Origin of the sequence: Halomarinibacterium sedimenti (assembly GCF_019312585.1) — a bacterium.
GTDB classification, from domain to species: domain Bacteria; phylum Bacteroidota; class Bacteroidia; order Flavobacteriales; family Flavobacteriaceae; genus Halomarinibacterium; species Halomarinibacterium sedimenti.
The window spans coordinates 473,043-497,747 of sequence record NZ_JAHWDP010000003.1 but is presented as its reverse complement, the minus strand read 5'-3'; the positions used below and the strand labels follow the sequence as shown (position 1 = coordinate 497,747).

The following is a 24,705-nucleotide window of genomic DNA, read 5'->3' as shown; positions in this document are numbered from 1 at the left end:
TGCCTAAACCGCCACATCATATTCCCTAAGCGCATCGTTTAAGGATGTTTTTTTATCGGTCGTTTCTTTACGTTTTCCAATAATTAAAGCACAGGGCACACTAAATTCCCCGGCAGGGAATTTTTTGGTATAACTTCCAGGAATTACCACAGAACGCGCTGGTACAACTCCTTTTCTTTCAATGGGTGTATCACCCGTTACATCAATAATTTTGGTAGAAGCAGTCAACACTACATTGGCTCCTAAAACGGCTTCTTTTTCCACTCGTACGCCTTCCACTACAATACAACGCGAACCAATAAACGCATTATCTTCAATAATTACTGGTGCTGCTTGTAGGGGTTCTAATACACCTCCAATGCCTACACCACCACTTAAGTGTACATTTTTACCAATCTGAGCGCAGCTCCCTACGGTTGCCCAAGTATCTACCATGGTTCCTTCATCTACATACGCACCAATATTTACATAACTTGGCATCATAATCACTCCTTTGGAAATATACGCGCCAAATCGTGCCACGGCATGCGGTACCACACGAATTCCTTTCGCTTCGTAACCACGCTTCAACGGAATTTTATCGTGATACTCAAAAATGCCCACTTCACTGGTTTCCATTTTTTGGATGGGGAAATACAATACTACGCCTTTTTTCACCCATTCGTTTACTTGCCATCCATTTGCTGTAGGTTCTGCACAACGAAGTTCGCCTTCATCACAAAGTCGTACCACTTCTCTAATGGCGGCAATCGTTTCAGGATTTTGAAGAAGGGAGCGATCTTCCCAAGCATTTTCAATAAGTTGTTGAAGCTGTGTCATAGTCATTTTCAGTTTGTGCAAAGATAACGTACGTGTTTTATTCCAAATAGTTTTTGGGTTACTATTTCTTAAAGCCCTATTTTTGCACCCAGTATGGCAAGAATAATGGCATTGGATTATGGAACGAAACGCACGGGAATTGCCGTGACAGACGAGTTACAAATCATTTCTTCGGGATTGACTACTGTGGAAACAAAAACGCTCATTTCTTTTTTGAAAGACTATTTTGAAAAGGAAAAAGTGGAATTGGTTTTGGTGGGTGAACCCAAACAAAAGGATGGCACCCATTCCAGAGTAGAAGAGGATATTCAGAAGTTTTTAGGGAAATTTTCTGAAACATTTCCCCAACTTCCCATACTAAGAAGAGACGAACGTTTTACCAGTAAAATGGCATTTCAAACGATGATTGACAGCGGATTGAAAAAAAAACAACGTCAAAACAAAGCATTAATAGATGAAATTAGTGCGACTATTATTTTACAAGATTATTTGAGTTCAAAATCATGATATACCCCATAATTGCCTACGGAGATCCCGTTTTAAGAGTCATAGGAAAAGAAATAGACAAGGACTATCCTAAGTTGGATGCCTTAATTGAAGATATGTTTGAAACCATGTATGCTTCCTCAGGTATCGGATTAGCAGCGCCTCAAATTGGGTTGCCCATCCGACTTTTTATAGTGGATGCTTCACCATTTGAAGATGATGAAGATTTAACCGAAGAGGAAAGAGCTTTTTTAAAGGATTTTAAGCGTGTTTTTATCAATGCCAAAATGGTTGAAGAAATAGGTGATGAATGGGTCTTTAACGAAGGCTGTTTAAGCATTCCCGATGTGCGTGAAGATGTTTTTAGAAAAGACACCATTACGATTGAATATATGGATGAAAACTTTAAAAAGAAAACCGAAACTATTAATGGAATAGCCGCACGGATTGTGCAACACGAATACGATCACATTGAAGGAATTTTGTTTACCGACAAACTTTCTGCGCTCAAAAAGCGTTTACTTAAAAGTAAATTGGCAAATATTTCGAAAGGGAAGGTAAAAGTAGATTATAGAATGAAGTTTCCTTTGGCAAAAAAGAAACGTTAATCCATTTGGAAAATCCATTGTAACCCAAGATATTTGCCCGCTTAAAAAGTAATCCTATTTATGAGTTTAGAAAAAATCTTATCTATTTCTGGAAAACCCGGACTTTACCAATTGAAAACCCAAACCCGTACAGGAATTTTGGCCGAATCTTTAATCGACGGAAAGAAAGTAACGGTGAGTGCGCGTCAGAATGTAAGTTTACTTTCTGAAATAGCTATTTATACATTAACTGAAGAAGTTCCATTACGTGATATTTTCAAAAAAATTGCTGAAAAGGAAAATGGAGGAGAGACCATAAGTCATAAATCTTCCAAAGATGAGTTGGAAGAATACTTTTTTGAAGTACTTCCAGAATATGATGAAGATAGAGTATATCCTAGCGATATTAAGAAAGTAGTACAATGGTATAATTTGCTAGTTAAAAATGGAATTACCAATTTTTCTGAATCAGCAGAAGACGCTTCGGAAGAAGAATAAGTTTATAACTTTTCAATAAAATATGTTTAAAAAATCTTCACTCAGTTGAAGATTTTTTAGTTTTATATCTATGAATTCTAGAGAAAAACAACTTCAGGCTTTTGACCGTTTATTGACTATTATGGATGAGTTGCGTGCGCAATGTCCTTGGGACAAAAAGCAGACGATGCAAACGCTTCGGCATCTTACAATTGAAGAAACTTACGAGTTGGGTGACGCCATTTTAGACAATGATTTGGAAGAGGTGAAAAAGGAATTGGGCGACCTGCTTTTGCATATTGTGTTTTACGCCAAAATAGGAAGTGAAACCAACGATTTTGATATAGCAGATGTTGCCAATGAGATTTGCGATAAATTAATCTCACGTCATCCCCATATTTATAGCGATGTGATTGTAGCTGATGAAGAAGAGGTAAAGCAAAACTGGGAGAACTTAAAACTAAAAGAAGGGAAAAAAAGTGTTTTGGAAGGTGTTCCTAAGTCGCTGCCCGCTTTGGTGAAAGCGAATAGAATTCAAGATAAAGTGGCAGGTGTTGGGTTTGACTGGGAAGAGCCCCAACAAGTGTTTGAAAAATTGAAAGAAGAGTTAGAAGAATTGCAACATGAAGTGAAAGCAGGGGACAAGGCTAAAATGGAGCAAGAATTTGGCGATGTGTTGTTTTCGATGATTAATTACGCACGATTCCTTAAAGTTGACCCAGAAAATGCTTTAGAGCGTACCAATAAAAAGTTTATAAAACGATTTCAATACTTGGAAAGTAAATCTAAGGAATTAGGTAAATCTTTAAAAGAAATGACCCTTGCCGAGATGGATATATTTTGGGAAGAAGCAAAAAAAAATCTGAGTGGTTAAACTCAGATTTTTTTTATTGTGTTAAAGAGACTTTATTTTCTTCATTTTTTGTTTCCAAACATCTAGTTGCTCTTTCTGCCTCTTAATATTATTGTGTACTTCCTTCACCAAAGGATTGTTTTGATCTGCGTGCTGGAAAAAACCTAAATTATTTTCTAGCTGACGAATATCTCCTTTGATTTCGGTAATTTTTTTGGAAATAAAGAACTTTTCATTTTGAAGTTTACGGTCGTCCTCTTGAGAAGCCAAGGCATTCAATTTATTTTCAAATCGAATCATTTCCACTTCTTTTTTATTCAGTTTTAACTTACCAAATAACCCATCCAAAACTTTATTAAATTTCTGGTCAATATTCTTTTTATTATAAGGAACACGACCAATGTCTTTCCATTTAGATATAGCTTCTTTTATCAATTTTAGATCGGCATCATTATCTCCAGATAATGTTAGAGCTTCGACCTCTTTTAATAAGGCTTCTTTGGATTCGAAATTTGCTAATTCTTCTTTATTTGCTTCATTTTTTTCGGCGTGAAGTCTATCAAAATAATGGTTACACGCATTTTTAAATAGCTTCCATATTTTGTCACTATCTTTTCTAGGAACATGTCCTATTTTTTTCCAGTCCTGCTGAATTTTTTTCATTAAAGGGGTAATCACTGCAAAGTCGTCTCCGTCTTTATTTTCTTCAGCAATTTTTACCAACTCTTGCTTTTTTGCAAGATTTTCAAACTGTTCTTTTTTCTGGTTTTTGTAAAAGCTGTTTTTTGCGTGGTTAAAGGATCGCGTAGTGTCTTTAAAAGCTTTCCAAATTTCTTTGTTTTTATCCTTAGGAACTTTCCCAGTCTCAAAATAAGCATCCCGAATTTCCTGAACGGCTTTTATGGCATTTTGCCACGCTTTATGGTTGGACTTAGTATTTTTTGTGATTTCCTCTATTTGCTGAATTTGCTGTTTTTTTACTTCGTAATTTTTTTCAAACTCGGCTTCAAGCTCCTGCATAAAGGCTTGTCGCTTATCGTGAATTACTTTTGTAGCGGCACTAAATTTATCCCAAACCTCGTCACGATATTCTTTTGCAACAGGACCTATATCTTCTTTCCACATTTTATGAAGCATTTGTAGCTCCCTAAACACCTTATTCATGTCTTCCTCTTGCGCCAACTCCTCTGCACGGCCAATAATCTTTAATTTTTGCTCAAGATTGTGTTTAAAATCTAAATCCCTGAACTCGCGATTTAAGTGAAGGAAATCGTAAAAATTCTCAACGTGATGGTGATAGGTATTCCAAACAGTATTGTATTTATCCCTTGGGATTGCCCCAGCAACATGCCATTTTTCCTGTATTTCTTTAAAGTGTTTATAAGTAGTATTAATATTTTCCTCCATATTGAGCAAGCCCTTAAGCTCCTCAATTAATTCTAGTCTTTTGGAAAGATTATCTTGTAAATCACGCTTTAAACTTTTGTAGTAATTATTGCGTTTTTCTTTATAATCGAAATATAGAGAACTAAATTCCTTTTTAAGGGGAGTGGTATAATGAAAGTCAATAATATTACCCCCAGTAGCTAAAAACTCTTCCTTTTTTTGTTCTAATTCTTCTTGAAATTTAGAATTGAATTCACTTCTTATTTCTTCAACAGCATTTTTTATAGATTGAATGGGCTTGTCTTTAAGCAACTTTTTCAACTCAGTAATGAGCTCTTTTTTGGAAAGTGCGTGGTAGTCTAATTCCTCTTCTTCTTCCTCTTCAGATTCCTCATCTTCCTCTTCATCAGTATCATTTTCTTCTATAGCTTCTTCTTCTTTGTCTTTTGTTTCAAAAGTTTCTTCTGCTTCAACTTCTTTGGCAGCTTCTTTAACTACTCCTTTTTCTTCAGTGGTTTCTTCCTCGGACGTAGACTCTTCAGATTTTGATTCCTCTGTTACTTCAGTTTTTTCATCTGTTGTAACTTTAATTTCTTCTTCTGAATTTTCTTTTTCCTGTAAATTTTTGTCTGACATTTTTTTCAATGTTAAGGTTCTAACTTAATTAGTTCTGAAAGATACTAACAACTGCCCACACTGCAAAGGAAGAAGCAGGTTTTTGAGGTTTTTTATGATTTCCAGATAGCCCAAGATTTTTCGGCTTGGTATTCAAGCATAGAAATTCCGTTTGTTACCCTAGCCCCTGCAGCAAAGCCTCTTTTTATAAATTCGGTTTGTGCGGGGTTATAGATTAAATCATATAAAACGTGATTCTTTGTGAGTAAATGGTAGGGTATTTGTGGGTAGCTATTTACGTTTGGGAAAGTGCCAACAGGTGTGCAATTTATTATTAAGAAGTACTTATTAATAATATCTCTGTTAATAGCTTCGTAAGAAATAGATGTTCCGTTTGGAGTTCTTGATACAGTTAGAAATTCAAAATTAAGAGTCTCTAAAACGTACTTAATGGCTTTTGAAGCACCCCCAGTCCCTAAGATTAAGGCAGTTTTTTTATGAAAAGGAAAAAACTCTTCTAATGACTTTGCAAATCCGAAATGGTCTGTATTGTATCCAATAAGTTGTCCATTTTTACTGAACTTAATTGTATTAACAGCACCAATTTTTTCGGCTTCGTTATCTAATTTATTTAAAAAGGGAATAATACTTTCCTTATACGGTATGGTTATGTTTAAACCTTTTAGACCTTGAGTATTTTTTATAATGTTAGGAAAATCCTCAATACAGTTAATATCAAAATTTTCGTAGGTGTCTTTTCTTTTTTCAGTTTCAAATTTGTGATTAAAAAACCCTTTTGAAAAAGAATAGGAAATATTCTTACCTATGAGTCCGTATTTTGCCATTCTGTTTTTGTGATTTATTATATCGTTCTAGACTTACAACAAGGATAATGCCTGCAATGATAAAGAAAATTGCTAAAAATGTCTCGAATGAAAATTCTGACGGGATGTATCTATCATAATCTTTAATAATTTCTCTTCCTTCGGCATCGATTCTAATATTTCCTAGGGAATCCAATTCATATTCTTTGTTTTTCCAAGGCCAAACCACTCCTAGGGAACCTGCAATAAATCCAATTATAACGGCATAGGTAGCCTTTTTAAAATGCTTAAGAACATAGCCTAAAATATGTGAAAAAGAAACCAATCCAGCTAAAGATCCTATTGAAAATACCATAAGTACTTTTAATAATTCGATTCTGCTTGTGTCATCGATAAAACTGAAATCAAATTGAATAATATCTGAAAAGGTATCATATAATGCATTTACAGAATCCACTAATAAGAGTACATAATTTCCAATGAGCATTAAAATAAAAGAACCAGAAAGCCCAGGCAAGGTCATCCCAGAAACACTAATCATTCCACAAAAAAAGACAAAAATTAAATTATGATTTTCTTTAGCAGGCTCCAAAAAACTAATACTCAAACCAGCAATAATTCCAAGTAAAACATATCCAATATACTTGCGATTCCATTCACCAAAATCTTTGGAAATGTAATAAATTGAGCCTATTATCATCCCAAAAAAGGCACTCCAAACGTAGAGTTCGTAATGCACAATTAAGTAATCTAGAATTTTTGATACGCTAAAGTAGCTTATAATCATTCCTAGAATAAGCAATCCTAGAAATCGCCCATTGATGTATTGAAAAAAGCTTTTAAACCTCCCATTAACAAGAAGTTTAAAGGCTTTTCTATTCACTTTTTGAAGGGAATAAATAAATTCTTCATAAAACCCAGCAACAAATGCTACAACACCACCCGAAACCCCAGGAACTTTATTAGCTGCCCCCATCGCAAGACCTTTAAGGACAAGCCATAATCTGTCACTAAGATTTCGTGTGCTTTTCATGTGAGTTGCTTTTTACTATGAGCAAATTTTTCAAGTAAAAAAATAGTCAAAAATCCAATAAGGATAAATACCACAGACTGCCAAATTTGAGAATCGATTCCCCCATTAATTTCTGAAAAATGAAAAGGACTAATACTAACTTCGGTAGCGGTTTTTAAAGTTTCAAAATCTTGAATGTTCTGTTGGAAAACGGAAAGAGTTCCCACTTCTGAAACATCAGAAAAAGGAATAATTTCTCCCACTTCTTTTGAATACACCGAAAATGTTTCTTTCCAAGGCCAAATTTTGTTCAAGGAACCCACTATAAAACCTGTAAGTAAGGCAAGTGTGGTGTTTTCATAATTTTTGAAAAGCCATTTTAACACATGACTAAAACTTAAAAGTCCTATAAGAGCTCCTGCCGCGAAAATGGCAATTCTCTTAAAATCGAAATCGTGTAGGGCATCACTTAGTGTTTTATACGCTCCAAGAATCACTAAAATAAAGGACCCCGAAATTCCAGGTAAAATCATAGCACAGATGGCTAAAGCACCAGCAAAAAACAAAAAATAAGCACTTTCATTGGTGCCTAAAGAGGGAAGTGTGGTAATATAAAAGGCAATGACCGTTCCTAAAATTAAAGCTACTAGGGTAGATAGTCGCCATTTTTTAATTTGTTTTCCTACGTAAATGATACTGGCGATAATTAGACCGAAAAAGAAAGACCAAATAAGGATAGGATGGTTCTCAATGAGGTATTTTGCCAAACGCATAAAGGAAACAAAACTGATAAGGATACCCGTTAGTAATGCTACTAAAAAACTTGCATTGGATTGGTTCCAAAAGGCATTAAAGCCTTGATTTTTAAGTGTTTTTAATAAAGATAGATTGATGTTACTTATGGTAGTCACTAACTCTTCATAAATTCCCGATATAAAAGCAATCGTTCCCCCAGAGACACCTGGGACAGCATCTGCTGCTCCCATAGCAACTCCTTTTAACGAAATGATAAAATACTGAAGAAAATTTCGGGAAGGCATAGGTTTATTTATCGATTCCCAAAATTAAGAATTTAAACCGAAGGTTTTTGGTGATTCACAATTAATTGTTTCACACTTTTATTTTTAAATACCGAAGGAAATAGTTCTTCAATAATTAATGAATATTCTTCATCAAGATTTAAGGCGTTTTTTAAATGGAATACACCTTTGTTTGGCTCTAAAACAGTATAGTATAATCCTGCAAGGCGGTATTCAATTTCGGCATTTTCTGGATAGAATTCCTTGGCTTGTAATAAATTATTAATAGCTGCATCATACTCGCCTAATTGTAATAATATATCACATCGAGAAATCCATGTGTCCATTTCGTAATTACCAAGCTCAATACTTCTTCTAAAGCCGTGCTCGGCCTCTTCAAATAAGTTTAATTGCTTATTAATCTTTGCATAACGCTGCCAATACAAAACATTTTCATTATCAATATTTAATGCTTTTTCAATGTAATACAAGGCTTTTTGAAAATTTCGTTTTCTAAAGTAATAATCGGTAATAGCAATCCAAGCCTTGTCCAAAAGCGAATCTTCCTCTACACATTTTGTATAAAACTGAAGCGCCATTTCGGGATTGTTCATTTTTTCATAACACTTCCCAATTCTAAGCAATGCAAACGAAGTAGGGTCGTCTAGAGTTAGCGTTATGGTATAACTTTCAATAGCACGTTCAAACTCCTTTAAACGTTCATGAACTTTTCCTTTTTCTAGATATGCACCTATAAATCGATCATCGCTTATAATAGCAAAATCAAATGCTGCTAAGGCTTTCTTATATTCTTTTAAGGCGTAATACTGTTTTCCAACTTGGTGCCACGCCACTTCACAATACGGGTTTTTATTCAGAAAATCATTGAGATAGTCTATGGCTTCCTCGCTTTGGTCTAAATATTCAAAACAGTACACGATATTATACAATGCCGAATAATCCTCTTCATCCTGTTCAAGGCATTTCATAAAATAATACTTCGCATTTTGGTAATCTTCAATAAAAAGATATTCCATACCTAATAACGAAAGGACATCGCCTTGATCTTCACTTATTTCGAGTGCTTTTTCAAGAAGTTTGATGGCGTTTTCGTGGTCGTCTCTTCGAGAAAATATATTCGCTTTTTGAATATAAATCTCTTCATTAGATTGTTCTAGAAGATATAATTCATCCAACAACTGCTCTGCGATTTCCAGCTTGTTTTCAAAAATGTACATTTCTACCCTAAACAATTTTAAATTGGTAGAGGTAGGATGTTGTTCCAAACCAAGCTTGGTTGCCTTTTTTGCAAGGGCAATCTTACCGTTTTCGAGATAATAATGAATAATTTCCTCGAACTCTTCAGAGTCGAAGAAGTACACATCATTAGTTTTTAACATGGACTCGAAACGGGTAAGTGAGAAGTTGTTATGCTCGTTTGGGCTTAATTGCATACGCAGGGGTTAACTGTTCTTCTAATTAAATATACTAATGATAGTAGCAAATCAATTGTTATGCCCTTTTTGTTGTTAACAGGCTTATTAACAGATTAAATGATGATATAAAATGCTGAAAAACAAAGCGGTATAGGCTATTTTTTAGTGTTTATAGTATTCAACACTTCGGTCAAGATGGCACATCCTTTTTCAATTTCTTCCTCTGAAATGGTCAATGGAGGGGTAATTCGTATGGCTTTTCCTTCAAAAAGGAGCCAAAAAAGGATTAATCCACGTTCTTTGCACGCTAAAATTATTTCTGAAGCCATTTCGGCAGATTCTACCATCACAACAAGCATCAATCCTTTCCCTCGAACTTCCTTAATGAGTGGGTGTTTTAATAATTTTCTGAAGGTGTTTTCTTTTGCTAATGCATCCTTCATTAATGAGGTTTCAGTAATTTCTTTTAGGGTAGCTAAGGCTGCTGCCGCAATGACAGGATTTCCACCAAAAGTAGTGATGTGACCTAACTTTGGGTTGTCCTTTAAATGTGACATAAGCTCATTGGAAGCTGTAAACGCACCAATGGGTAATCCGCCACCCATTCCTTTACCCATGACCAATATATCTGGGACAACATCATAGTTTTGAAATCCGAATAGCTTTCCTGTGCGTCCAAAACCCGGCTGAATCTCATCCAAAATCAGTAATGCACCCACTTCTTCGCAACGCTGCTTTACCTTTTGTAAATAATTATCCTTAGGTAGGATAAACCCAGCACCTCCTTGAATGGTTTCCAAAATCACTGCGGCCGTTTTTGAGGTTATTCGCTCTAAATGTGCTTCATTATTGAACTCAATGGGATGACAATCGGGGATAAGCGGTTCAAAGGGTTTTTTGCGATCCTCGTAATCCATTACGCTCATAGAACCCATGGTGTTTCCGTGATAGGCATTGTGTGCAAAAAGAATTTCAGTTCGTCCAGTAGCTTTACGAGCTAACTTTAAGGAAGCTTCAATAGCTTCGGTACCGCTATTAACAAGGTAGGTGGTATTTAGTGAGGGAGGTAAGTGAGTGGCTAATAATTTTGATAACGCTACAGCAGGTTGTTGGGCATATTCCCCATACACCATCACGTGAGCATATTTATCCATTTGTTCTTTTACAGCATTTACTACTACAGGATGACAATGCCCCAAACTACAAGCCGAAACTCCTGCCACAAAGTCTAAATGTGCTTTTCCAGAAGTATCGAAAATATAACTCCCTTTGGCATGGGAAACTTCCAACCCCAATGGGTGAGGGGACGTTTGCGCTTGATATGTCAAGAAGTCTTTGAGCATTAATAATTGTCCTTTTGCTCTTTAATTTTTTCTAATTCTAAAGAATCAGTCTTTTGCGTCTTAAATCGTGGATCGTCCTCTCTGTTTTGAAGATCCTTAGGCTTTAACTTGGAAGCTTCAGGGAGCTCGATATCTTCTTCATCCAATTCCTCGAAAAACTCTCCTTCATCTTCCGGTAAAGGGATTCCTTTTATTTTTGGTAAAATGGGTGCTGGTTTTCCTTTAAACAAGTCTTGTACGGTCATTAAGCGTTCGTCACCACGCCAAATAAAGCCAGGCAGTATTCTAGCGTTTTCAGCAAATTGAGAAGGAGGATACACTTTTCCGGGTACTTTTTTCAGGAACCGAATCCCTATAATCTTTTGGTTTTCCAAATACATTTGGATAGAACTGGAAGTAGTATTATTAATCCCTACTAATTCCTCTTTATCGTTTCGAGAATAGAAAATTACCTGGGTGTTTTTGATGATATTTACAGTGTCCAATTGATTTTTTGTAAATAATCCAATCAATCGTTCCCCTTTCACCTGATTATAACCCGCGCTGTCTTTTTGAACTAAAAACGCATTGTTAAATACTTTTAAGGTATCCAATTCGTCTGTAAGTTTGTTATTTAATAAATGAATGGTGTCGCCCGTCATTTGATTTTCGCCACTCCACAGAATGGGTTCTCGTATCATTTTTGTAATGCCCAGTTTTTCATTTACATAAATAGAATCACATTTTCCGCTTGTAGGTTCTTCACCATCCAAACCTTGTTTAAACATACGAGCGCGATAAAAGCCTTTTATGATGCGATTTTCGGGTTTCCCAGTAACGCGAAGGGTGTCGGCATGAACATAGACCGAATCATTTTCCTGAAGTGTTACAGCCACCGCTCTTTTGGTAATAAATACCGAATCTTGTTCCCGAAAAACCTCGGCATAGTGCCCTCGAATAATACTTTTATTTAGTGTGTCGAGTACTTTTATATTATTGGTGGCTGATGCAAAACCCGTATTCCGATTAAAGAAAATACTATCTCCGTATAAAATTCTGTTTTTGTAATCTACACGAGAGTTTTTTACAAAATGCCCCATATTGCTTCGGGTGTTGTAATAGCCTCTTTCACAATACACCGTGCTTGTTTCACTTACAATTTTAGATTCTCCGTATAAGTAGGCACCACCCGATTCTGAATAAAAATCGAGTTGCGGGGAGTAAACCGTGTACTTTGGATTGACAATTTTTACATCTGAGAGAAACTGATATTTTTTGGTTTCGGCATAATAACGACCAACCCTACTAGTAAGAACGCTGGCTGTATCCCGAACGGTACCACCTGTACGATAATAGGCTTGTTGTTTTATTCTGTCGAAGTAAAGGGTATCTGTTTTTAAGGTGGTTTTAGGCTCGGTTAGGGTCACATCACCAGCGGCAAAAGCAAAGGAGGTGTTGCCGTTATATTCGCCATACTTACTCGTCATACTAACGGTATCACCTTGTGAGATGCGTACCTTTCCGTAGGCTTTAACAAAGTTGTCCTTAAAATAGACAAAGGCTTGGTCGCACCACATTTCCACTCCTTCATGAACAATATATACTTGTCCTGCCTCATCACGGGTGTAAATAACGGCTTCGGGAAATTCAGGTTTTTTTTCGAAATATCCTGATTTTACTGATACTTTGGTAGTTTTTGTAGTATCAATAATTTTTACCTGTCCTTGGGAAATACTTCCGAAGAAAAGGAATAAAAGAAAGCATATGTAATTTGATATTTTCAAAAAGGTGTATTTGTTTTCTGTTAACGAAAATACCAACAAAAACTTGTTTTACCTATGAATTGTCTGTGTTCTGTCGGGTCCTACCGAAACAATTTTAATAGGCACCTCTAGTGCTTCTTCAAGAAAATCGATATAATCATTTAGGGCTTTTGGGAATTGGGATGCATCATTCATTTTGGTGAGATCTTCCTTCCACCCAGCCATTTCGGTATAAATTGGCTGTACGTTTTCTTCTTCAATATTGTAAGGTAAATGTGTGATGGTTTCCCCTTTGTATTTGTATGCTGTGCACACTTTTAGTTTGTCGAAACCACTTAATACATCTCCCTTCATCATCATTAATTGGGTAACACCATTTACCTGTACGGCATATTTTAACGCAACTAAATCTAGCCATCCACAGCGTCTTGGGCGACCTGTGGTTGCGCCAAATTCATTTCCAACTTTCCCCATGGTTTTTCCGTAGTCGTCAAACAATTCGGTAGGGAAGGGGCCACTACCGACACGAGTTGTATAGGCTTTAAAAATTCCAAAAACTTCATTAATCTTTCCTGGCGCCACTCCCAATCCTGTACAAGCCCCAGCAGCTGTAGTGTTTGAGGAAGTTACATACGGATAAGTCCCAAAGTCGATATCTAATAATGAACCTTGAGCTCCTTCGGCTAAAATAGTTTTACCCGCTTTTTGGGCTTGGTGTAAATATTCTTCGCTATCAATAAAAGTGAGTTCTTTCAACGTTTTAACAGCGCTGAAAAACTCGGATTCAAGTTCCTCAAGGTTATATTGAATGTCCACATTATAAAAAGCAATCATGGCTTCGTGCTTATTGGCTAACGCACGATACTTTTCTTTCCAGTCTGAAAGTTCGGTATCACCCACACGAATCCCATTTCGTCCTGTTTTATCCATATAGGTTGGGCCAATTCCTTTTAAAGTAGATCCAATTTTTGCTTTTCCTTTTGAAGCCTCACTGGCAGCATCCAATAGTCTATGAGTAGGAAGAATAAGGTGTGCTTTTCTTGAAATAAGTAGCTTCTTCTTGTAATCGAGATTAAATTTATCTAGATTTTGAAGTTCTTTTTTAAAAATTACGGGGTCAATCACTACGCCATTTCCCACAAGATTTATTGAGTTCTCATGAAATATTCCACTAGGAATGGTATGCAGTACGTGTTTTATTCCATCAAACTCCAAGGTATGACCCGCATTAGGTCCTCCTTGAAAACGAGCAATAATATCGTAGTTTTTTGTAAGTACGTCGACAATTTTTCCTTTTCCTTCGTCTCCCCATTGGAGTCCCAATAATAAATCTACTGCCATATAGTTTTGTTATTTTTCCTATTGTTTTTCGGCGGATTTTCGTTTTCCGTAGAAATAAAGTGAATGTTTGGTTATTTCAATATCGAAGACTTCTTCGATGGTTTTTTTAATTGTTTGAATACGAGGGTCACAAAACTCAATTACTTCACCATTCGATAGTATCACGTGATCGTGCTGCTTATCGAAATACGATTTTTCATAATGCGCTTGGTTTTGCCCAAATTGATGCTTTCTAACTAAGCCGCATTCCAATAATAATTCGATGGTATTATAAAGAGTTGCTCGACTCACACGATATTTTTTGTTTTTCATATTGATGTATAAAGACTCAATATCAAAATGATCGTTGTGCTCGTAAATTTCTTGGAGTATAGCGAATCGTTCGGGAGTTTTTCGGTGACCTTTTTCTTCCAGAAAATCGGTAAAAACTTGTTTTACGATGGCTTGGTTATTTATCTCGCTTTGCGTGCTCATAAGTAAGTGGCAAAGTTAGGTATTTTATACTCTTGTAACTTTATCAATACCATTTATTTTTTTGATGTTTTTAACCAAGTTATCAAGGATGGCTTTGTTTTTAACTACCACAATAATTTTTCCTGTAAATGTTCCGCCATCTGTATCAAAATGAACACTTTTCATATCGATATGAAGGTTGTTTGAAATCACCTTAGTTACGTTATTTACAAGACCTAAAGTGTCAATTCCCGAAATCAATAAATTAGCTTTAAACTCTTGTTGGGTAGAGTCGATCCAAGTAGCTTTAATAATACGATATTCGTAATTACTTTGAAGCTGAATCGCATTAGGGCAATTCTTTTTATGAACTTTAATTCCTTCGTTAATGGTTATAAAACCAAAAACGTCGTCCCCTGGAATGGGATTACAACATTTTGCCATTTTATAATCCAATTTTTCCTCTTCCTTTCCAAAGACTAATTGGTCATATTTAACCGTAAGTTCTTCTTTGTTTACATCTTCTGGGGTACTAGGCTTTCTAATTCTATTCTTGAAGAAACTTACAAAGGCATTGCTACGGGACGCAGCAAAATCTTTCAGCATTTGGTTGTCAATAATACCAGCACCCACACGATAAAAAAGATCCAAACTTGTCTTTAATTTGAAATAGCTCACCAATTGGTTTACCGTTCGCTCATCCAAAGCTATTTTTAAAGACTTTAGTTTTCGGGTTAACACCACTTTTCCTTCTGATGCCAATTGCTTTTGCTCATCTTTTAACGAAGACTTAATTTTTGAAATGGCTCGGCCTGTAGTTACATAGTTAAGCCAGTTGGCGGAAGGTTTTGATTTTTCTGAGGTAATCACTTCAACCTGATCTCCACTTTTAAGTTCCTGACTTAATGGGGTTAATTTTCCATTTACTTTAGCACCACGTGTGTGTAACCCAACTTCGGTATGCACGTGGAAAGCAAAATCTAAAGCCGTTGATCCCTTGGGGAGAGAATATAAATCTCCTTTGGGCGAGAAAACAAAAATCTCTTTCGCATACAGATTTAGCTTAAATTCTTCCACAAAATCCACTGCGTTTACTTCGGCATTTTCTAAGGTGTCCTGAAGCTTGTTAAGCCAGGCATCCAATCCACCATCTTCTTTTTCTTTAGTTTTATATTTATAATGTGCGGCATAGCCTTTTTCGGCTATTTCGTTCATTCGCTGACTTCTAATTTGAACTTCAACCCATCTGCCTTTAGGCCCCATAACCGTTATATGCAATGCTTCATACCCAGTGGATTTTGGAGAAGAAATCCAGTCTCGAAGTCGGGTAGGGTTGGGACGAAAATGATCCGTTACAATAGAATAAATCTTCCAAGCAATAAACTTTTCATTATCTGGAGTGCTCTTGTAAATTATTCGAACAGCAAATTTGTCGTACACTTCATCAAAAGAAACATTTTGAGCATTCATTTTTCGCCGAATGGAAAAAATAGACTTTGGACGACCTTTTATTTCATACTTCAATTTTTCGGCATCAAGCGAATCGCGAATTACTTTTGAAAATGCTTCTATGTAAGCATCTTGCTCCTCTTTACTTTCTTTAATTTTACTTAGGATATCATGATATACATCGGGTTCGGTATATTTTAATCCTAAGTCTTCTAATTCTGTTTTTATGTTATACATCCCAATCCTGTGAGCCAAAGGGGCATAAATATATAGTGTTTCTGAAGCAATTTTCACCTGTTTCGGAGCTGCCATGGAGTCCATGGTTTGCATATTGTGAAGCCTATCTGCTATTTTTATAATGATTACGCGAATGTCCTCATTGAGGGTGAGCAACATTTTACGGAAATTCTCTGCCTGCAACGAAACATCACTTTGATATTCTAAAGCAGAAATCTTGGTAAGTCCATCAACAATTCTAGCGACGGTTTCACCAAAAAGTTGTTCAATATCGGCAAGGGTATATTGGGTGTCTTCTACCACATCGTGTAACAGAGCGGCAGCAATAGCAGTAGCATCTAATCCTATTTGGGAAGCGACAATTTTTGCCACCGCAATAGGGTGGAAAATATAGGCTTCACCACTTTTACGACGTTGCTCCTTATGAGCATCTACAGCGACATCAAAGGCCGAACGGATGAGTTTTTTATCTTCGGAAGAAAGCACACGATAACTCACTTTTAACAGCTCTTTGTACTGTTTGGCAATCTCTTTACTTTCTTTTTCTAGCAATGCTTCTGTCATAGATTAAAAGTACAACTTTGTAAGAAATTGGGCAAGCACATTATTGGATGCTTCCAATTTAAGATAGATATTTATTATTGATTCATGAGTAGGCAATCAATCCAATCTGTAAGCATATGAAATAATAGCCCAATACCTAAAATGTTGAAAGGTTTTCGGAACAATAGTAAAACAAAATAGATTCCTATAGCCACGTCACTATGAAAAATATGAAATCCAATACTACAACGGTCTGCTTGAAAAATAGGAGTCGCCCATAGGTGGTCTATATCAACCAGCATCGTTGCAAGTAATAGGATGTATACTTTTAGCCATTCTTTTCTGAAGAATAACAACGCAATAAACAGTGGAAATCCTAAGTGTAAAAAGTAATGGAGAATGGGATGCATAGCAACATTTGTTTAGCCTTTTTTATTTAAAAAAGGCGTTCTAAAACACCCTTTCGTTTTACTATATTTTTATAATCCCACTGAATTATTTTCGATTTTTCTAACCAACATTTTAGTTGACGTGCATCAATTTCTGAAACGGCATTGTAAAATATGGAGGCATCTTTAAACTTTTTACCACGAACGTTAAGTGCATCTTCCTCAAAACTGGCACCACTCCAAAACATCAACCGAATCCCTTTTTTCTCTTTGCTGTATCCTACAATAGGATTGCCTTTTAAAAACCAAACTGGGTGACCGTGCCAGATTTTTGATTCGGCTTCTATTAGATTTTCAGAAATAATTTCTTGTAAAGTAACACAAATGGCTTTGTCTTCTGGTGATTGAGTGTCGTTGTAGATTAATACGTTAGATGAGATATTCACAAGAGATGATTAAGTTTTGATTTTTTTTTCAGCTTAATTAGCTTTTCAAATTCCTAAACCTTTCCAACAATGTAGGATGCGAATAATGCATAAACACGTAGGCAGGATGCGGTGTAAGGTTGCTTAAACTGTTTTTATTCAATTTTTTTAATGCTGAAATAAGGGGAGAAGCCTCAAAAGTATTTTTAGCATAATCATCGGCTTCGTATTCAAATTTTCGGGAAAGGAGATTCATTACTAAGCCTGTGATTTCAGAAATTGGGGTATATAGAATTCCAAAGGCAATTAATCCAATATGAAACGAAGGCGTCGAAACCCCCAAGGCTTCCGAAAAAATGGGCATCCCTACAAATAAGGAGAGTAGCCAAAAAGTAATCCCCATGGTAATCGTAGAGGCAATTAAATTGTAAATAATATGTTTCCGTTTGTAATGCCCCACTTCATGTGCCAACACCGCTACAATTTCATCTTCTTCCAAATCATTAATAAGGGTATCGTATAAGGTAATTCGTTTTTCCCTTCCGAAGCCAGAAAAATAGGCATTGGCTTTAGTGCTTCGTTTGGATCCATCTATTACAAAAATATTCTGTAAACTAAAGCCTACGTTGGATGCGTATCCTTCAATTTTAGAACGCAACGAGCCTTCTTCTAATGGAGTTTGTTTGTTGAATAGCGGGACAATTAGACGTGCGTAAAACATATTCAGAAATACTGAAAAAACAATGACAATTCCCCAAGCGAAGAGCCAAAAGTTACTTCCCGTACTTTCATAAAACCAAATAATGAGCGACAAAATGCCACCACCTAAAATTGCCGACATCAACCAGCCTTTCAATTTGTCGAGAATAAAAGTTGAAATTGTGGTTTTATTGAAACCGTATTTTTCTTCAATCACAAAGGTGTTATAGTATGAAAATGGAGTGCTTAAAACATCATCGGCCAGCATAATAATTCCGAAGAAAATAAGTGCCACAATGATATTGTTATCAGAAAAAGAACGCGCTATTTGGTCTACAAACTCAAATCCGTCGAGAAAGAAAAAGAGCAAAGTAGCTCCCATGGAAATGAATGAAGTAAGCATACCAAAACGGTATTTTTCCTTTTTATAGGCCTGAGACTTTTCATACTCTTCTTTGTTGTAAACATCTTGTAACTCCGCAGGAATTGGGTCGTTAAAATGCTTGGCATTAAGCGAATCTAGAATTTTATCAATAACAAAATGGAGGACTAAGATGCCAATAATGATATAAAAAAGTGCTGTTGCAGTCATTAAATTATTAAAGTTTTGTAAAAGAGTATTAAAGTTTGCCAAAAAAACGCAACATACTATGTATTGCACTATCTTAAGGATACAAATAACAAAAATAAGACTATGAAACCCAAACTTTTAATGCTATTATTTTTTGTTTCGAGCTTGCTTTTGGTGAGTTGTAATAAAAGTGATGATGACGGAGGTGATGCTGTTACCTTAAATGGAATTTGGCACTTAAATAATGTGAGTGGAGGCTTTGTGGGAGTCGATGTAGATTATGACCGCGGAGAGGTTAGATGGAATTTTAACCTTTCAACGGGTGTTCTTTCAGTTGAGAATAATTTGGAAAAATCAGATCCAGAGTATGCTTATTCAGGGTTGGAAACGGGAACTTATCCCTTTGATGTTTCAGAAATTAACGGACAAGAGGTGGTATTTATTGAAGGAACTGATAACGGAAATTATATGGTGACTTCAACTATGTTAACCATTGATGACCGTCCCGCCGATGGTTTTTTAAGAACATTTGAGAGGTAACGAAGGCATTACTTAAAATTTCGTTGTCTTTTGGCTTCAAAAATTAAAATCCCAGCTGCCACGGAAACATTCATGCTATCTATTTCCCCTTGCATTGGAATAATAATGTTTTGAGTACTGTTTTGAAGCCAATCTTCCGATAGTCCATCGGCTTCTGTACCCACTACAATGGCTGAAGAAGTTTTGAAATCACAAGTGTGATAAGGAATTGAAGCTTGCAGGGCAGCACAATACATGGCAATCTTTTTATCTTTTAAGAATTGAATAATTTCTGAAGTATTCCCTATAGCAATTTGATTGGTAAACACACAACCTACACTACTACGAATGATATTAGGGTTGTACATATCGGTTTTGGGATTGGCAATAATCACGGCATCAACGTTAGCAGCATCTGCCGTGCGAAGCAAGGCTCCAATATTTCCAGGTTTTTCAGGAGCTTCGGCAACAAGAATTAAAGGGTTTTTATTTGAAATATTTAGTTGGGAAAGCGTTAGTTTTTTTGTTTTACAAATTGCAATAACACCTTCGGTCGTAGTGCGATATGCCAATTTTTCGTACACCTCCTTCGATATTTCAATAGTTTCATAATTTGCTGAAATTTCTTTTTGAAGAAGAGTTAATGCTTCAGAAGTAATTATTTCAGAACAAAACAGTAAGGTTTCAATTTCATAACTTCCCTTCATGGCTAAGGAGATTTCCCGTTGGCCTTCTACCACAAAAAGCCCTTGTTTTTTTCGCTCACGGGATTTCTCGCCTAATTGCAAGATTTGCTTTATCAAAGGGTTTTGAAGACTAGAAATGTGTTTTTGCATGGGTGTAAAGATAGTTTTTACAAGTCAATTTACTTAAAAATGGCAGTTAGAGCATTACTAAAATTTTGCTGCCAACAATTCCAGTCATGTCCTCCGTTGGTAATCCGTAATTCGTTTGGAATGCTATCTTGAAGCATTTGCTGTTGTAAACTTGTTACAACAGGAACAATATTGTATGCATCATCATCTCCCACCGAGAGATAGTATTTAGGCTTTTTTGGTGCTTTTTTTATATTTCCCCAACGATGTGTGTAGGAGAAAGATTTCCAAATAGAATCATTAAAAACCCCATTTTTAGCAAAGGCAGCCACTTTTCTGGATGAGGAAATAGCGGGTGGTAATGGCTCGTAGGAAGCGGGACTTAATAAAATAACATTTTGAAATAATTCTGGTCTCAATAAGGAAAAGCGTAAGGCACCATAACCTCCGGCAGAATCTCCAGCGGCAATTCTACCTTGTTCGGTATCCACACGATAGGTAGCTTCAATAAAAGGGATAAACTCTTCCAAATAAAAAGACTCCATGGGTTCGGGTCTATTAACGTACCATGAGTTGCCTGCATGTACCGTCACGGCAATTATAGGAGGAATTATTTTATGCTGTATAAGTGAATCTAAAAACACCTTAATATTTCCTTCATCTTCGATAAACCAATCTTTTTCATCACCTCCGTGGCCGTGTAATAAATAGACAATGGGAAAGCTTTTTGTAGAGTCTTGGTAGGCTTCTGGTAGATAAATTTTATAAGGAAGTGTACGTTTTAATAGGGTAGAAGTAATGGTTTCATCTTGGACAATGCTTTCACTTTTTTGAATTTCCTCTTTACAAGATTGTAGTGAAAAGGCTATTAGAAAAAGAAATACAAAAAACACAGATTTCTTCATAAATTATAAATTTTTTAATGTAACCCGTGCTTTCTTGTCTTTTGAAACAAAGTGATAGTTTACAATGGAATTGGGCTCTGCTATTGTTCCTGGTTGAACTTCAAAGGAAGCATATTTTTCCTTTGGGAAAATAATTTCAATCTCCCAATCGGTTTGTGTTTGTGATACCAGCATCGTAGTTTTTCCGTCCTTATTAGAAAAATGCACCGAAACTTCGTTGTTTCCTATGTGTACATTATCTAATTGGGCAGTATCCCATTCAGAGGGCATTTGTGGTTTTATGACCACCCTTTTATTGGCTGCGTCGGGCTGGATTCCAAAGAATTGTTCCACAATAGGTACTGCATAGCTATAGATATTCCAAGCTTGAGTCATCATCCCGTAATCTGGAGAAACTTCATACATACCTCCTGGAAATGCATAGCTGAAGGTTCGTGTCATTCGCTTTAAATAGTTAAGAGCGTTGTCGGGTCTTCCGTAATTATTTTCAGCCACAATTTGCACGCCCGTAGGAAGTGTCATCACAGCGCCAGTGTACGAAAATATTTTACTTCCTTTAAAACTGCCATCATCACTTCCCGCCGAATCATCACGGTCTATTCCAGTGACAAACACCCCAAATGGATTGACAAATTGCTCTGCCGTATTCAAACCTTTTATGGCTTTATCCACGGGAGCGATGCCTACTTCCATAGGTGTATTCACCACCCAGTTATGATGTAATACAAAAGGTCTAGGCTCTTGTGATGGGTTTTTAAAAATGGCTTCTCGAGTTTTTTTCAACTCAGTTACCGCCCATGGTTTATTAAGCGTATCGGCTCTTACAATGGCATCATCGATGAGTTTTAAGGCTTGCTCGTCAGTGCCAATAAAATCGGCATAGGAATTAAATTCTTCATTCCAAAATTCCTTATTTATTTTGCCCTTCAATTGGTCTGCAAACAACTTATAACTTCTTGCTTTTTTCCCAAAACCTAATTCCAAAGCTATTTTGGAAGCATCATCAAAGGCTTTTTGGGTGTACGCAGCCACATCGATCATTTCACTATCCATGCCGTGGATTTCCATCATTCCAAAACCATCTGGGAATAAATTTTTATTGGCATCATTTTCTCGCAATAGCCATTCCAACCCTTTTTCAATGGTAGGAAAGTACTTTTGAAGAAATTCCTTGTCGCCATTCCACTGATAAATTTTCCAAATTAGGGAAGCAAACTGAGGTGTTTCATTGATGTTTCCGGGATTGAAAACAGCTCCGTTGGTGGACATTTCATGAATTATTCTTCCGTTACCATTGAGTGCATTTGAAACGCTATCTAGTAATTTAATAGTATTATAAACGGGCTCGGTTTGTCCAATAGCCATATAGCCTTGCAAGGCATATTCACTATCTACACCAAACCACCACGGGTAATCTGGAAGCCCTGCACCAATTCCTGAACCAATTTCAGGAACAGTTCGCACTAACCAATCGCAGTTATATTTAAGCCATTTAAAGGTTTCATTAATGGTGGAGTCTGGAGTAACTAAAACTGATTTGCTTGAAATTTTCTTGTACCGTTCTTTTTTTTCTGAAAGTAAGGTTGTCCAGTTAGTTTTTAGCTCATCATATGTAGCTTTTGCTAAAGCTTCTGACGTATACGATCCAGCGATAAAATAATTGATCGTTGTAACATCATTTGAAGATAGTATAATTTCCTTTTCAATAGAATGTATTGAAGTATTGTCGTTCGAAATACTAGTCGAGGTTTTCTCGATTCCCATTTCCGAACCAAAAATGGTAAACCAAGGGTTGAGGCTATCTTTTATAAACCACGCTTGAGTTTTATCATCCCAATGACCAATATCTTTTCCATCAATCATATTGGTGCGTTCCCCTAACCACGTGGGTCGTAAATCACTTTTCCCAGTAAATTTTACTTTTACCTTAGTTTCGGGTGCTTTTTTGATGACCAGCTGGACAACCATACCTTCTTTACCATCGGGGACAAACTGCCATCGTTCTATTTCTATGTTTTTTTCTTTCCAATTAAAAGTATGCATGTTGGCATAAGGGTAATTTGTAAAACTCGTCGCTTTGTTTAAGGTAAAAGTAGAAGTTCCATCATCCAAAACGATATCAAACCCATCCATCAATTTAATAGGATGATTCCAAATTCCTCCCATTTCCCCTTTAATATGCCATCCCAAGTCTGGAAAAGACCCATCTTGGTGCCCAACCATATATACTCTGTCTCCAGCTGCTACCATAGGAGACGAAAGATATTCAGGCTTTCCGTTGATGAAGGGTGAATCTTTAAGAATTTCTGAAAAAACTTGAGGATTGGACTTCGAACAACTTGCAACTATAGAGATTAGGAGTAAGGAAAGTAAGTATTTCATTGTGGCAATTTTGAAAAAACTAAGATAAAAAAAACAGCCCTTTAAAGGGCTGTTTTGGTATTGTTATTTATTTGAAATTACTTTTGCTCATATTTCTCAGAATATCGCTTCCACAATTCCGTTTGGTGGGTTTCCAGCGAAACTTCCCTTCCGTCAATAAAGGCATGCGAAACCATATTGGTACGCATATCTAAGGCATCCCCTTCACTTACAAACAGGGTAGCACTTTTCCCTACTTCCAATGTTCCGTAGTCTTTATCTATTCCCAAGATTTTTGCGGTATTGGAAGTGATCAATTTTAAGGCCTCTTCTTTTTCCATTCCTTGTCCAACAACCTGCCCTGCATAAAAGGGAAGGTTACGAGTATTCATACGCTCCATTCCCCCACGAGAGTTTAGGCTAACGGTTACCCCTCCATCACTTAAAAGTTTAGGAAGTTTGTAGGGATGGTCATAGTCATCATCATCTGCATCTGGTGTAGAATGAACTCTATCTACAATAACAGATACATTGTTTTGCTTTAATAATGGAATAATTTTATAGGCTTCATAGCCTCCTACCAATACAACTTCGTTAATTCCTGCATTCTTGCAAGCCATCACTCCATCTATAATTTCCTTCTCACCTTGTGCATAGAGATATAACTTTTTTGAACCATCAAATAATCCTTGCATGGCTTCAAAACCTTCATTTTTTGACGAGGCCTTTACACTTCCGTAGGCTTTTGCGTTTGCCACATACATTTTAAAAGCATCAGTGTCCTTTTCGTAGTCTTTATTAGGTTTCCAACCGCGTTCTTCACCCATCCACCAGCGACCTCTCCTAAAGGTGTTTGGCCAATGTACGTGAACACCATCATCTACTTTAACGGCGGCATCTTCCCAGTTCCAAGCATCCAACTGCACCACCGAAGAAGTTCCAGAAATCCCTCCTCCTTGAGGGGTTATTTGTGCTAAAAGAACTCCATTAGGGCGCATACTCTCTACAACTTTGCTTTCGGCATTGTAGGCGATTAAACTTCGAATATTCGGAATAAAATCTCCAATTTCATCATCGTCATTGGTAGCTCGAACTGCGTCAATCTCAACCAACCCTAAGGAAGATACTGGTGCGATGATTCCAGGGTAAATATGCTTTCCAGTAGCTTCAATCATGCGACCTTGCTTTCTTGTGGTTCCTTGTCCTACCTCGGTTATTTTACCATTTTCAAAAATGATAAATCCGTTGTTAATTATAGTTCCATTTCCAATATGAATGGTAGCACCCGATACAATAATGGTTTCAGATTGTGCAGGTGCGGGAGTTTGTTGAGCCCAAGTTTGAAGCCCAATACTTATAATAGTTGCTAAGAATATATTCTTTAAAATTTGCATAATTG

23 protein-coding genes are annotated in these 24,705 nt (G+C 36.5%); 5 read left to right on the top strand and 18 right to left on the bottom strand.

Annotated features, from left to right (window positions below):
- Positions 1 to 3 precede the first annotated feature (3 nt).
- Positions 4 to 819 carry a 2,3,4,5-tetrahydropyridine-2,6-dicarboxylate N-succinyltransferase gene (locus tag KXJ69_RS09575; protein WP_219052866.1) on the bottom strand — a complete coding sequence of 272 codons (816 nt, stop codon included), beginning with the start codon at positions 817 to 819 and terminating at the stop codon, positions 4 to 6.
- 93 nt (positions 820 to 912) lie between these two features.
- Here KXJ69_RS09575 and ruvX point away from each other — a divergent pair, with 93 nt between their 5' ends.
- The 4 genes from ruvX (at position 913) to mazG (ending at position 3,243) form a co-directional block, all read left to right on the top strand.
- Entirely contained in the window at positions 913 to 1,326 is a 414-nt protein-coding gene (gene ruvX, locus KXJ69_RS09570) for a Holliday junction resolvase RuvX (RefSeq protein WP_219052865.1), read from the top strand.
- Positions 1,323 to 1,913 (top strand): peptide deformylase, encoded by a 591-nt coding sequence (def, locus tag KXJ69_RS09565; protein WP_219052864.1) that lies wholly within the window; start codon positions 1,323 to 1,325, stop codon positions 1,911 to 1,913. The genes ruvX and def overlap by 4 nt, the downstream gene beginning before the upstream one ends.
- Before the next feature lie 60 nt (positions 1,914 to 1,973).
- Positions 1,974 to 2,390, top strand: coding sequence for a DUF5606 family protein (locus KXJ69_RS09560; RefSeq protein WP_219052863.1), 417 nt, complete (start codon positions 1,974 to 1,976; stop codon positions 2,388 to 2,390).
- A gap of 70 nt (positions 2,391 to 2,460) precedes the next feature.
- On the top strand, positions 2,461 to 3,243 hold the full coding sequence (mazG, locus tag KXJ69_RS09555) for a nucleoside triphosphate pyrophosphohydrolase (RefSeq protein WP_219052862.1): 783 nt from the start codon (positions 2,461 to 2,463) through the stop codon (positions 3,241 to 3,243).
- A gap of 21 nt (positions 3,244 to 3,264) precedes the next feature.
- Here the strand turns inward: mazG and KXJ69_RS09550 are convergent, their stop codons facing one another.
- From KXJ69_RS09550 to KXJ69_RS09490, 13 genes are all read right to left on the bottom strand, one after another.
- Positions 3,265 to 5,244: a DUF349 domain-containing protein gene (locus KXJ69_RS09550; protein WP_219052861.1), complete on the bottom strand. Its 1,980-nt coding sequence runs from the start codon at positions 5,242 to 5,244 to the stop codon at positions 3,265 to 3,267.
- A gap of 92 nt (positions 5,245 to 5,336) precedes the next feature.
- On the bottom strand, positions 5,337 to 6,068 hold the full coding sequence (locus KXJ69_RS09545) for a shikimate dehydrogenase family protein (protein WP_219052860.1): 732 nt from the start codon (positions 6,066 to 6,068) through the stop codon (positions 5,337 to 5,339).
- Positions 6,043 to 7,080 carry a DUF368 domain-containing protein gene (locus tag KXJ69_RS09540; RefSeq protein WP_219052859.1) on the bottom strand — a complete coding sequence of 346 codons (1,038 nt, stop codon included), beginning with the start codon at positions 7,078 to 7,080 and terminating at the stop codon, positions 6,043 to 6,045. Before KXJ69_RS09540 ends, KXJ69_RS09545 begins: the two co-directional genes overlap by 26 nt.
- Complete coding sequence (locus tag KXJ69_RS09535) at positions 7,077 to 8,099, bottom strand: DUF368 domain-containing protein (protein ID WP_219052858.1); 1,023 nt, start codon at positions 8,097 to 8,099, stop codon at positions 7,077 to 7,079. Before KXJ69_RS09535 ends, KXJ69_RS09540 begins: the two co-directional genes overlap by 4 nt.
- Before the next feature lie 32 nt (positions 8,100 to 8,131).
- A complete protein-coding gene (locus KXJ69_RS09530) occupies positions 8,132 to 9,532 on the bottom strand; it encodes a tetratricopeptide repeat protein (protein WP_219052857.1) in 1,401 nt (466 codons plus the stop codon).
- A gap of 137 nt (positions 9,533 to 9,669) precedes the next feature.
- The gene (locus KXJ69_RS09525) at positions 9,670 to 10,857 is read right to left on the bottom strand and encodes an aspartate aminotransferase family protein (RefSeq protein WP_219052856.1); all 1,188 of its coding nucleotides are present in this window, start codon (positions 10,855 to 10,857) and stop codon (positions 9,670 to 9,672) included.
- Positions 10,857 to 12,620, bottom strand: coding sequence for an OstA-like protein (locus tag KXJ69_RS09520; protein WP_219052855.1), 1,764 nt, complete (start codon positions 12,618 to 12,620; stop codon positions 10,857 to 10,859). Before KXJ69_RS09520 ends, KXJ69_RS09525 begins: the two co-directional genes overlap by 1 nt.
- A gap of 48 nt (positions 12,621 to 12,668) precedes the next feature.
- Positions 12,669 to 13,940, bottom strand: a complete 1,272-nt coding sequence (locus tag KXJ69_RS09515) for an adenylosuccinate synthase (RefSeq protein WP_219052854.1) — start codon at positions 13,938 to 13,940, stop codon at positions 12,669 to 12,671.
- Positions 13,941 to 13,958: 18 nt separating this feature from the next.
- Positions 13,959 to 14,414, bottom strand: a complete 456-nt coding sequence (locus tag KXJ69_RS09510) for a Fur family transcriptional regulator (protein ID WP_219052853.1) — start codon at positions 14,412 to 14,414, stop codon at positions 13,959 to 13,961.
- 24 nt (positions 14,415 to 14,438) lie between these two features.
- Positions 14,439 to 16,643 carry a RelA/SpoT family protein gene (locus tag KXJ69_RS09505; protein WP_219052852.1) on the bottom strand — a complete coding sequence of 735 codons (2,205 nt, stop codon included), beginning with the start codon at positions 16,641 to 16,643 and terminating at the stop codon, positions 14,439 to 14,441.
- A gap of 74 nt (positions 16,644 to 16,717) precedes the next feature.
- Positions 16,718 to 17,032, bottom strand: coding sequence for a DUF6122 family protein (locus KXJ69_RS09500; protein ID WP_219052851.1), 315 nt, complete (start codon positions 17,030 to 17,032; stop codon positions 16,718 to 16,720).
- A gap of 26 nt (positions 17,033 to 17,058) precedes the next feature.
- Positions 17,059 to 17,457 carry a DUF1801 domain-containing protein gene (locus KXJ69_RS09495; protein ID WP_308701036.1) on the bottom strand — a complete coding sequence of 133 codons (399 nt, stop codon included), beginning with the start codon at positions 17,455 to 17,457 and terminating at the stop codon, positions 17,059 to 17,061.
- Between the two features lie 37 nt (positions 17,458 to 17,494).
- Positions 17,495 to 18,727, bottom strand: a complete 1,233-nt coding sequence (locus KXJ69_RS09490; RefSeq protein WP_219052850.1) for a M48 family metallopeptidase — start codon at positions 18,725 to 18,727, stop codon at positions 17,495 to 17,497.
- A 102-nt stretch (positions 18,728 to 18,829) separates the two neighbouring features.
- On the opposite strand from KXJ69_RS09490, the gene KXJ69_RS09485 reads away from it, so the two are divergent.
- Positions 18,830 to 19,246, top strand: coding sequence for a hypothetical protein (locus tag KXJ69_RS09485; RefSeq protein ID WP_219052849.1), 417 nt, complete (start codon positions 18,830 to 18,832; stop codon positions 19,244 to 19,246).
- An 8-nt stretch (positions 19,247 to 19,254) separates the two neighbouring features.
- On the opposite strand, the gene KXJ69_RS09480 is transcribed toward KXJ69_RS09485, so the two are convergent.
- The 4 genes from KXJ69_RS09480 to KXJ69_RS09465 all read right to left on the bottom strand — a co-directional run bounded on the left by KXJ69_RS09480 (position 19,255) and on the right by KXJ69_RS09465 (position 24,700).
- Positions 19,255 to 20,061, bottom strand: coding sequence for a TrmH family RNA methyltransferase (locus KXJ69_RS09480; RefSeq protein ID WP_219052848.1), 807 nt, complete (start codon positions 20,059 to 20,061; stop codon positions 19,255 to 19,257).
- 29 nt (positions 20,062 to 20,090) lie between these two features.
- Positions 20,091 to 20,945: an alpha/beta hydrolase gene (locus KXJ69_RS09475; protein ID WP_219052847.1), complete on the bottom strand. Its 855-nt coding sequence runs from the start codon at positions 20,943 to 20,945 to the stop codon at positions 20,091 to 20,093.
- Positions 20,946 to 20,948: 3 nt separating this feature from the next.
- Positions 20,949 to 23,327 (bottom strand): alpha-L-rhamnosidase-related protein, encoded by a 2,379-nt coding sequence (locus tag KXJ69_RS09470; protein ID WP_219052846.1) that lies wholly within the window; start codon positions 23,325 to 23,327, stop codon positions 20,949 to 20,951.
- 77 nt (positions 23,328 to 23,404) lie between these two features.
- Positions 23,405 to 24,700: an amidohydrolase family protein gene (locus KXJ69_RS09465; protein WP_219052845.1), complete on the bottom strand. Its 1,296-nt coding sequence runs from the start codon at positions 24,698 to 24,700 to the stop codon at positions 23,405 to 23,407.
- Positions 24,701 to 24,705 lie beyond the last annotated feature (5 nt).

Excerpts from the sequence above, each read along its gene's own strand:
- KXJ69_RS09470 (WP_219052846.1), bottom strand. The coding sequence starts at position 23,327 with ATGAAATACTTACTTTCCTTACTCCTAATCTCTATAGTTGCAAGTTGT.
- KXJ69_RS09545 (WP_219052860.1), bottom strand. The coding sequence starts at position 6,068 with ATGGCAAAATACGGACTCATAGGTAAGAATATTTCCTATTCTTTTTCA.
- KXJ69_RS09475 (WP_219052847.1), bottom strand. The coding sequence starts at position 20,945 with ATGAAGAAATCTGTGTTTTTTGTATTTCTTTTTCTAATAGCCTTTTCA.
- KXJ69_RS09530 (WP_219052857.1), bottom strand. The coding sequence starts at position 9,532 with ATGCAATTAAGCCCAAACGAGCATAACAACTTCTCACTTACCCGTTTC.
- KXJ69_RS09525 (WP_219052856.1), bottom strand. The coding sequence starts at position 10,857 with ATGCTCAAAGACTTCTTGACATATCAAGCGCAAACGTCCCCTCACCCA.
- def (WP_219052864.1), top strand. The coding sequence starts at position 1,323 with ATGATATACCCCATAATTGCCTACGGAGATCCCGTTTTAAGAGTCATA.
- KXJ69_RS09480 (WP_219052848.1), bottom strand. The coding sequence starts at position 20,061 with ATGCAAAAACACATTTCTAGTCTTCAAAACCCTTTGATAAAGCAAATC.
- KXJ69_RS09510 (WP_219052853.1), bottom strand. The coding sequence starts at position 14,414 with ATGAGCACGCAAAGCGAGATAAATAACCAAGCCATCGTAAAACAAGTT.
- KXJ69_RS09560 (WP_219052863.1), top strand. The coding sequence starts at position 1,974 with ATGAGTTTAGAAAAAATCTTATCTATTTCTGGAAAACCCGGACTTTAC.
- KXJ69_RS09515 (WP_219052854.1), bottom strand. The coding sequence starts at position 13,940 with ATGGCAGTAGATTTATTATTGGGACTCCAATGGGGAGACGAAGGAAAA.
- KXJ69_RS09575 (WP_219052866.1), bottom strand. The coding sequence starts at position 819 with ATGACACAGCTTCAACAACTTATTGAAAATGCTTGGGAAGATCGCTCC.
- mazG (WP_219052862.1), top strand. The coding sequence starts at position 2,461 with ATGAATTCTAGAGAAAAACAACTTCAGGCTTTTGACCGTTTATTGACT.
- KXJ69_RS09490 (WP_219052850.1), bottom strand. The coding sequence starts at position 18,727 with ATGACTGCAACAGCACTTTTTTATATCATTATTGGCATCTTAGTCCTC.
- KXJ69_RS09485 (WP_219052849.1), top strand. The coding sequence starts at position 18,830 with ATGAAACCCAAACTTTTAATGCTATTATTTTTTGTTTCGAGCTTGCTT.
- ruvX (WP_219052865.1), top strand. The coding sequence starts at position 913 with ATGGCAAGAATAATGGCATTGGATTATGGAACGAAACGCACGGGAATT.
- KXJ69_RS09535 (WP_219052858.1), bottom strand. The coding sequence starts at position 8,099 with ATGCCTTCCCGAAATTTTCTTCAGTATTTTATCATTTCGTTAAAAGGA.
- KXJ69_RS09500 (WP_219052851.1), bottom strand. The coding sequence starts at position 17,032 with ATGCATCCCATTCTCCATTACTTTTTACACTTAGGATTTCCACTGTTT.
- KXJ69_RS09550 (WP_219052861.1), bottom strand. The coding sequence starts at position 5,244 with ATGTCAGACAAAAATTTACAGGAAAAAGAAAATTCAGAAGAAGAAATT.
- KXJ69_RS09505 (WP_219052852.1), bottom strand. The coding sequence starts at position 16,643 with ATGACAGAAGCATTGCTAGAAAAAGAAAGTAAAGAGATTGCCAAACAG.
- KXJ69_RS09540 (WP_219052859.1), bottom strand. The coding sequence starts at position 7,080 with ATGAAAAGCACACGAAATCTTAGTGACAGATTATGGCTTGTCCTTAAA.
- KXJ69_RS09465 (WP_219052845.1), bottom strand. The coding sequence starts at position 24,700 with ATGCAAATTTTAAAGAATATATTCTTAGCAACTATTATAAGTATTGGG.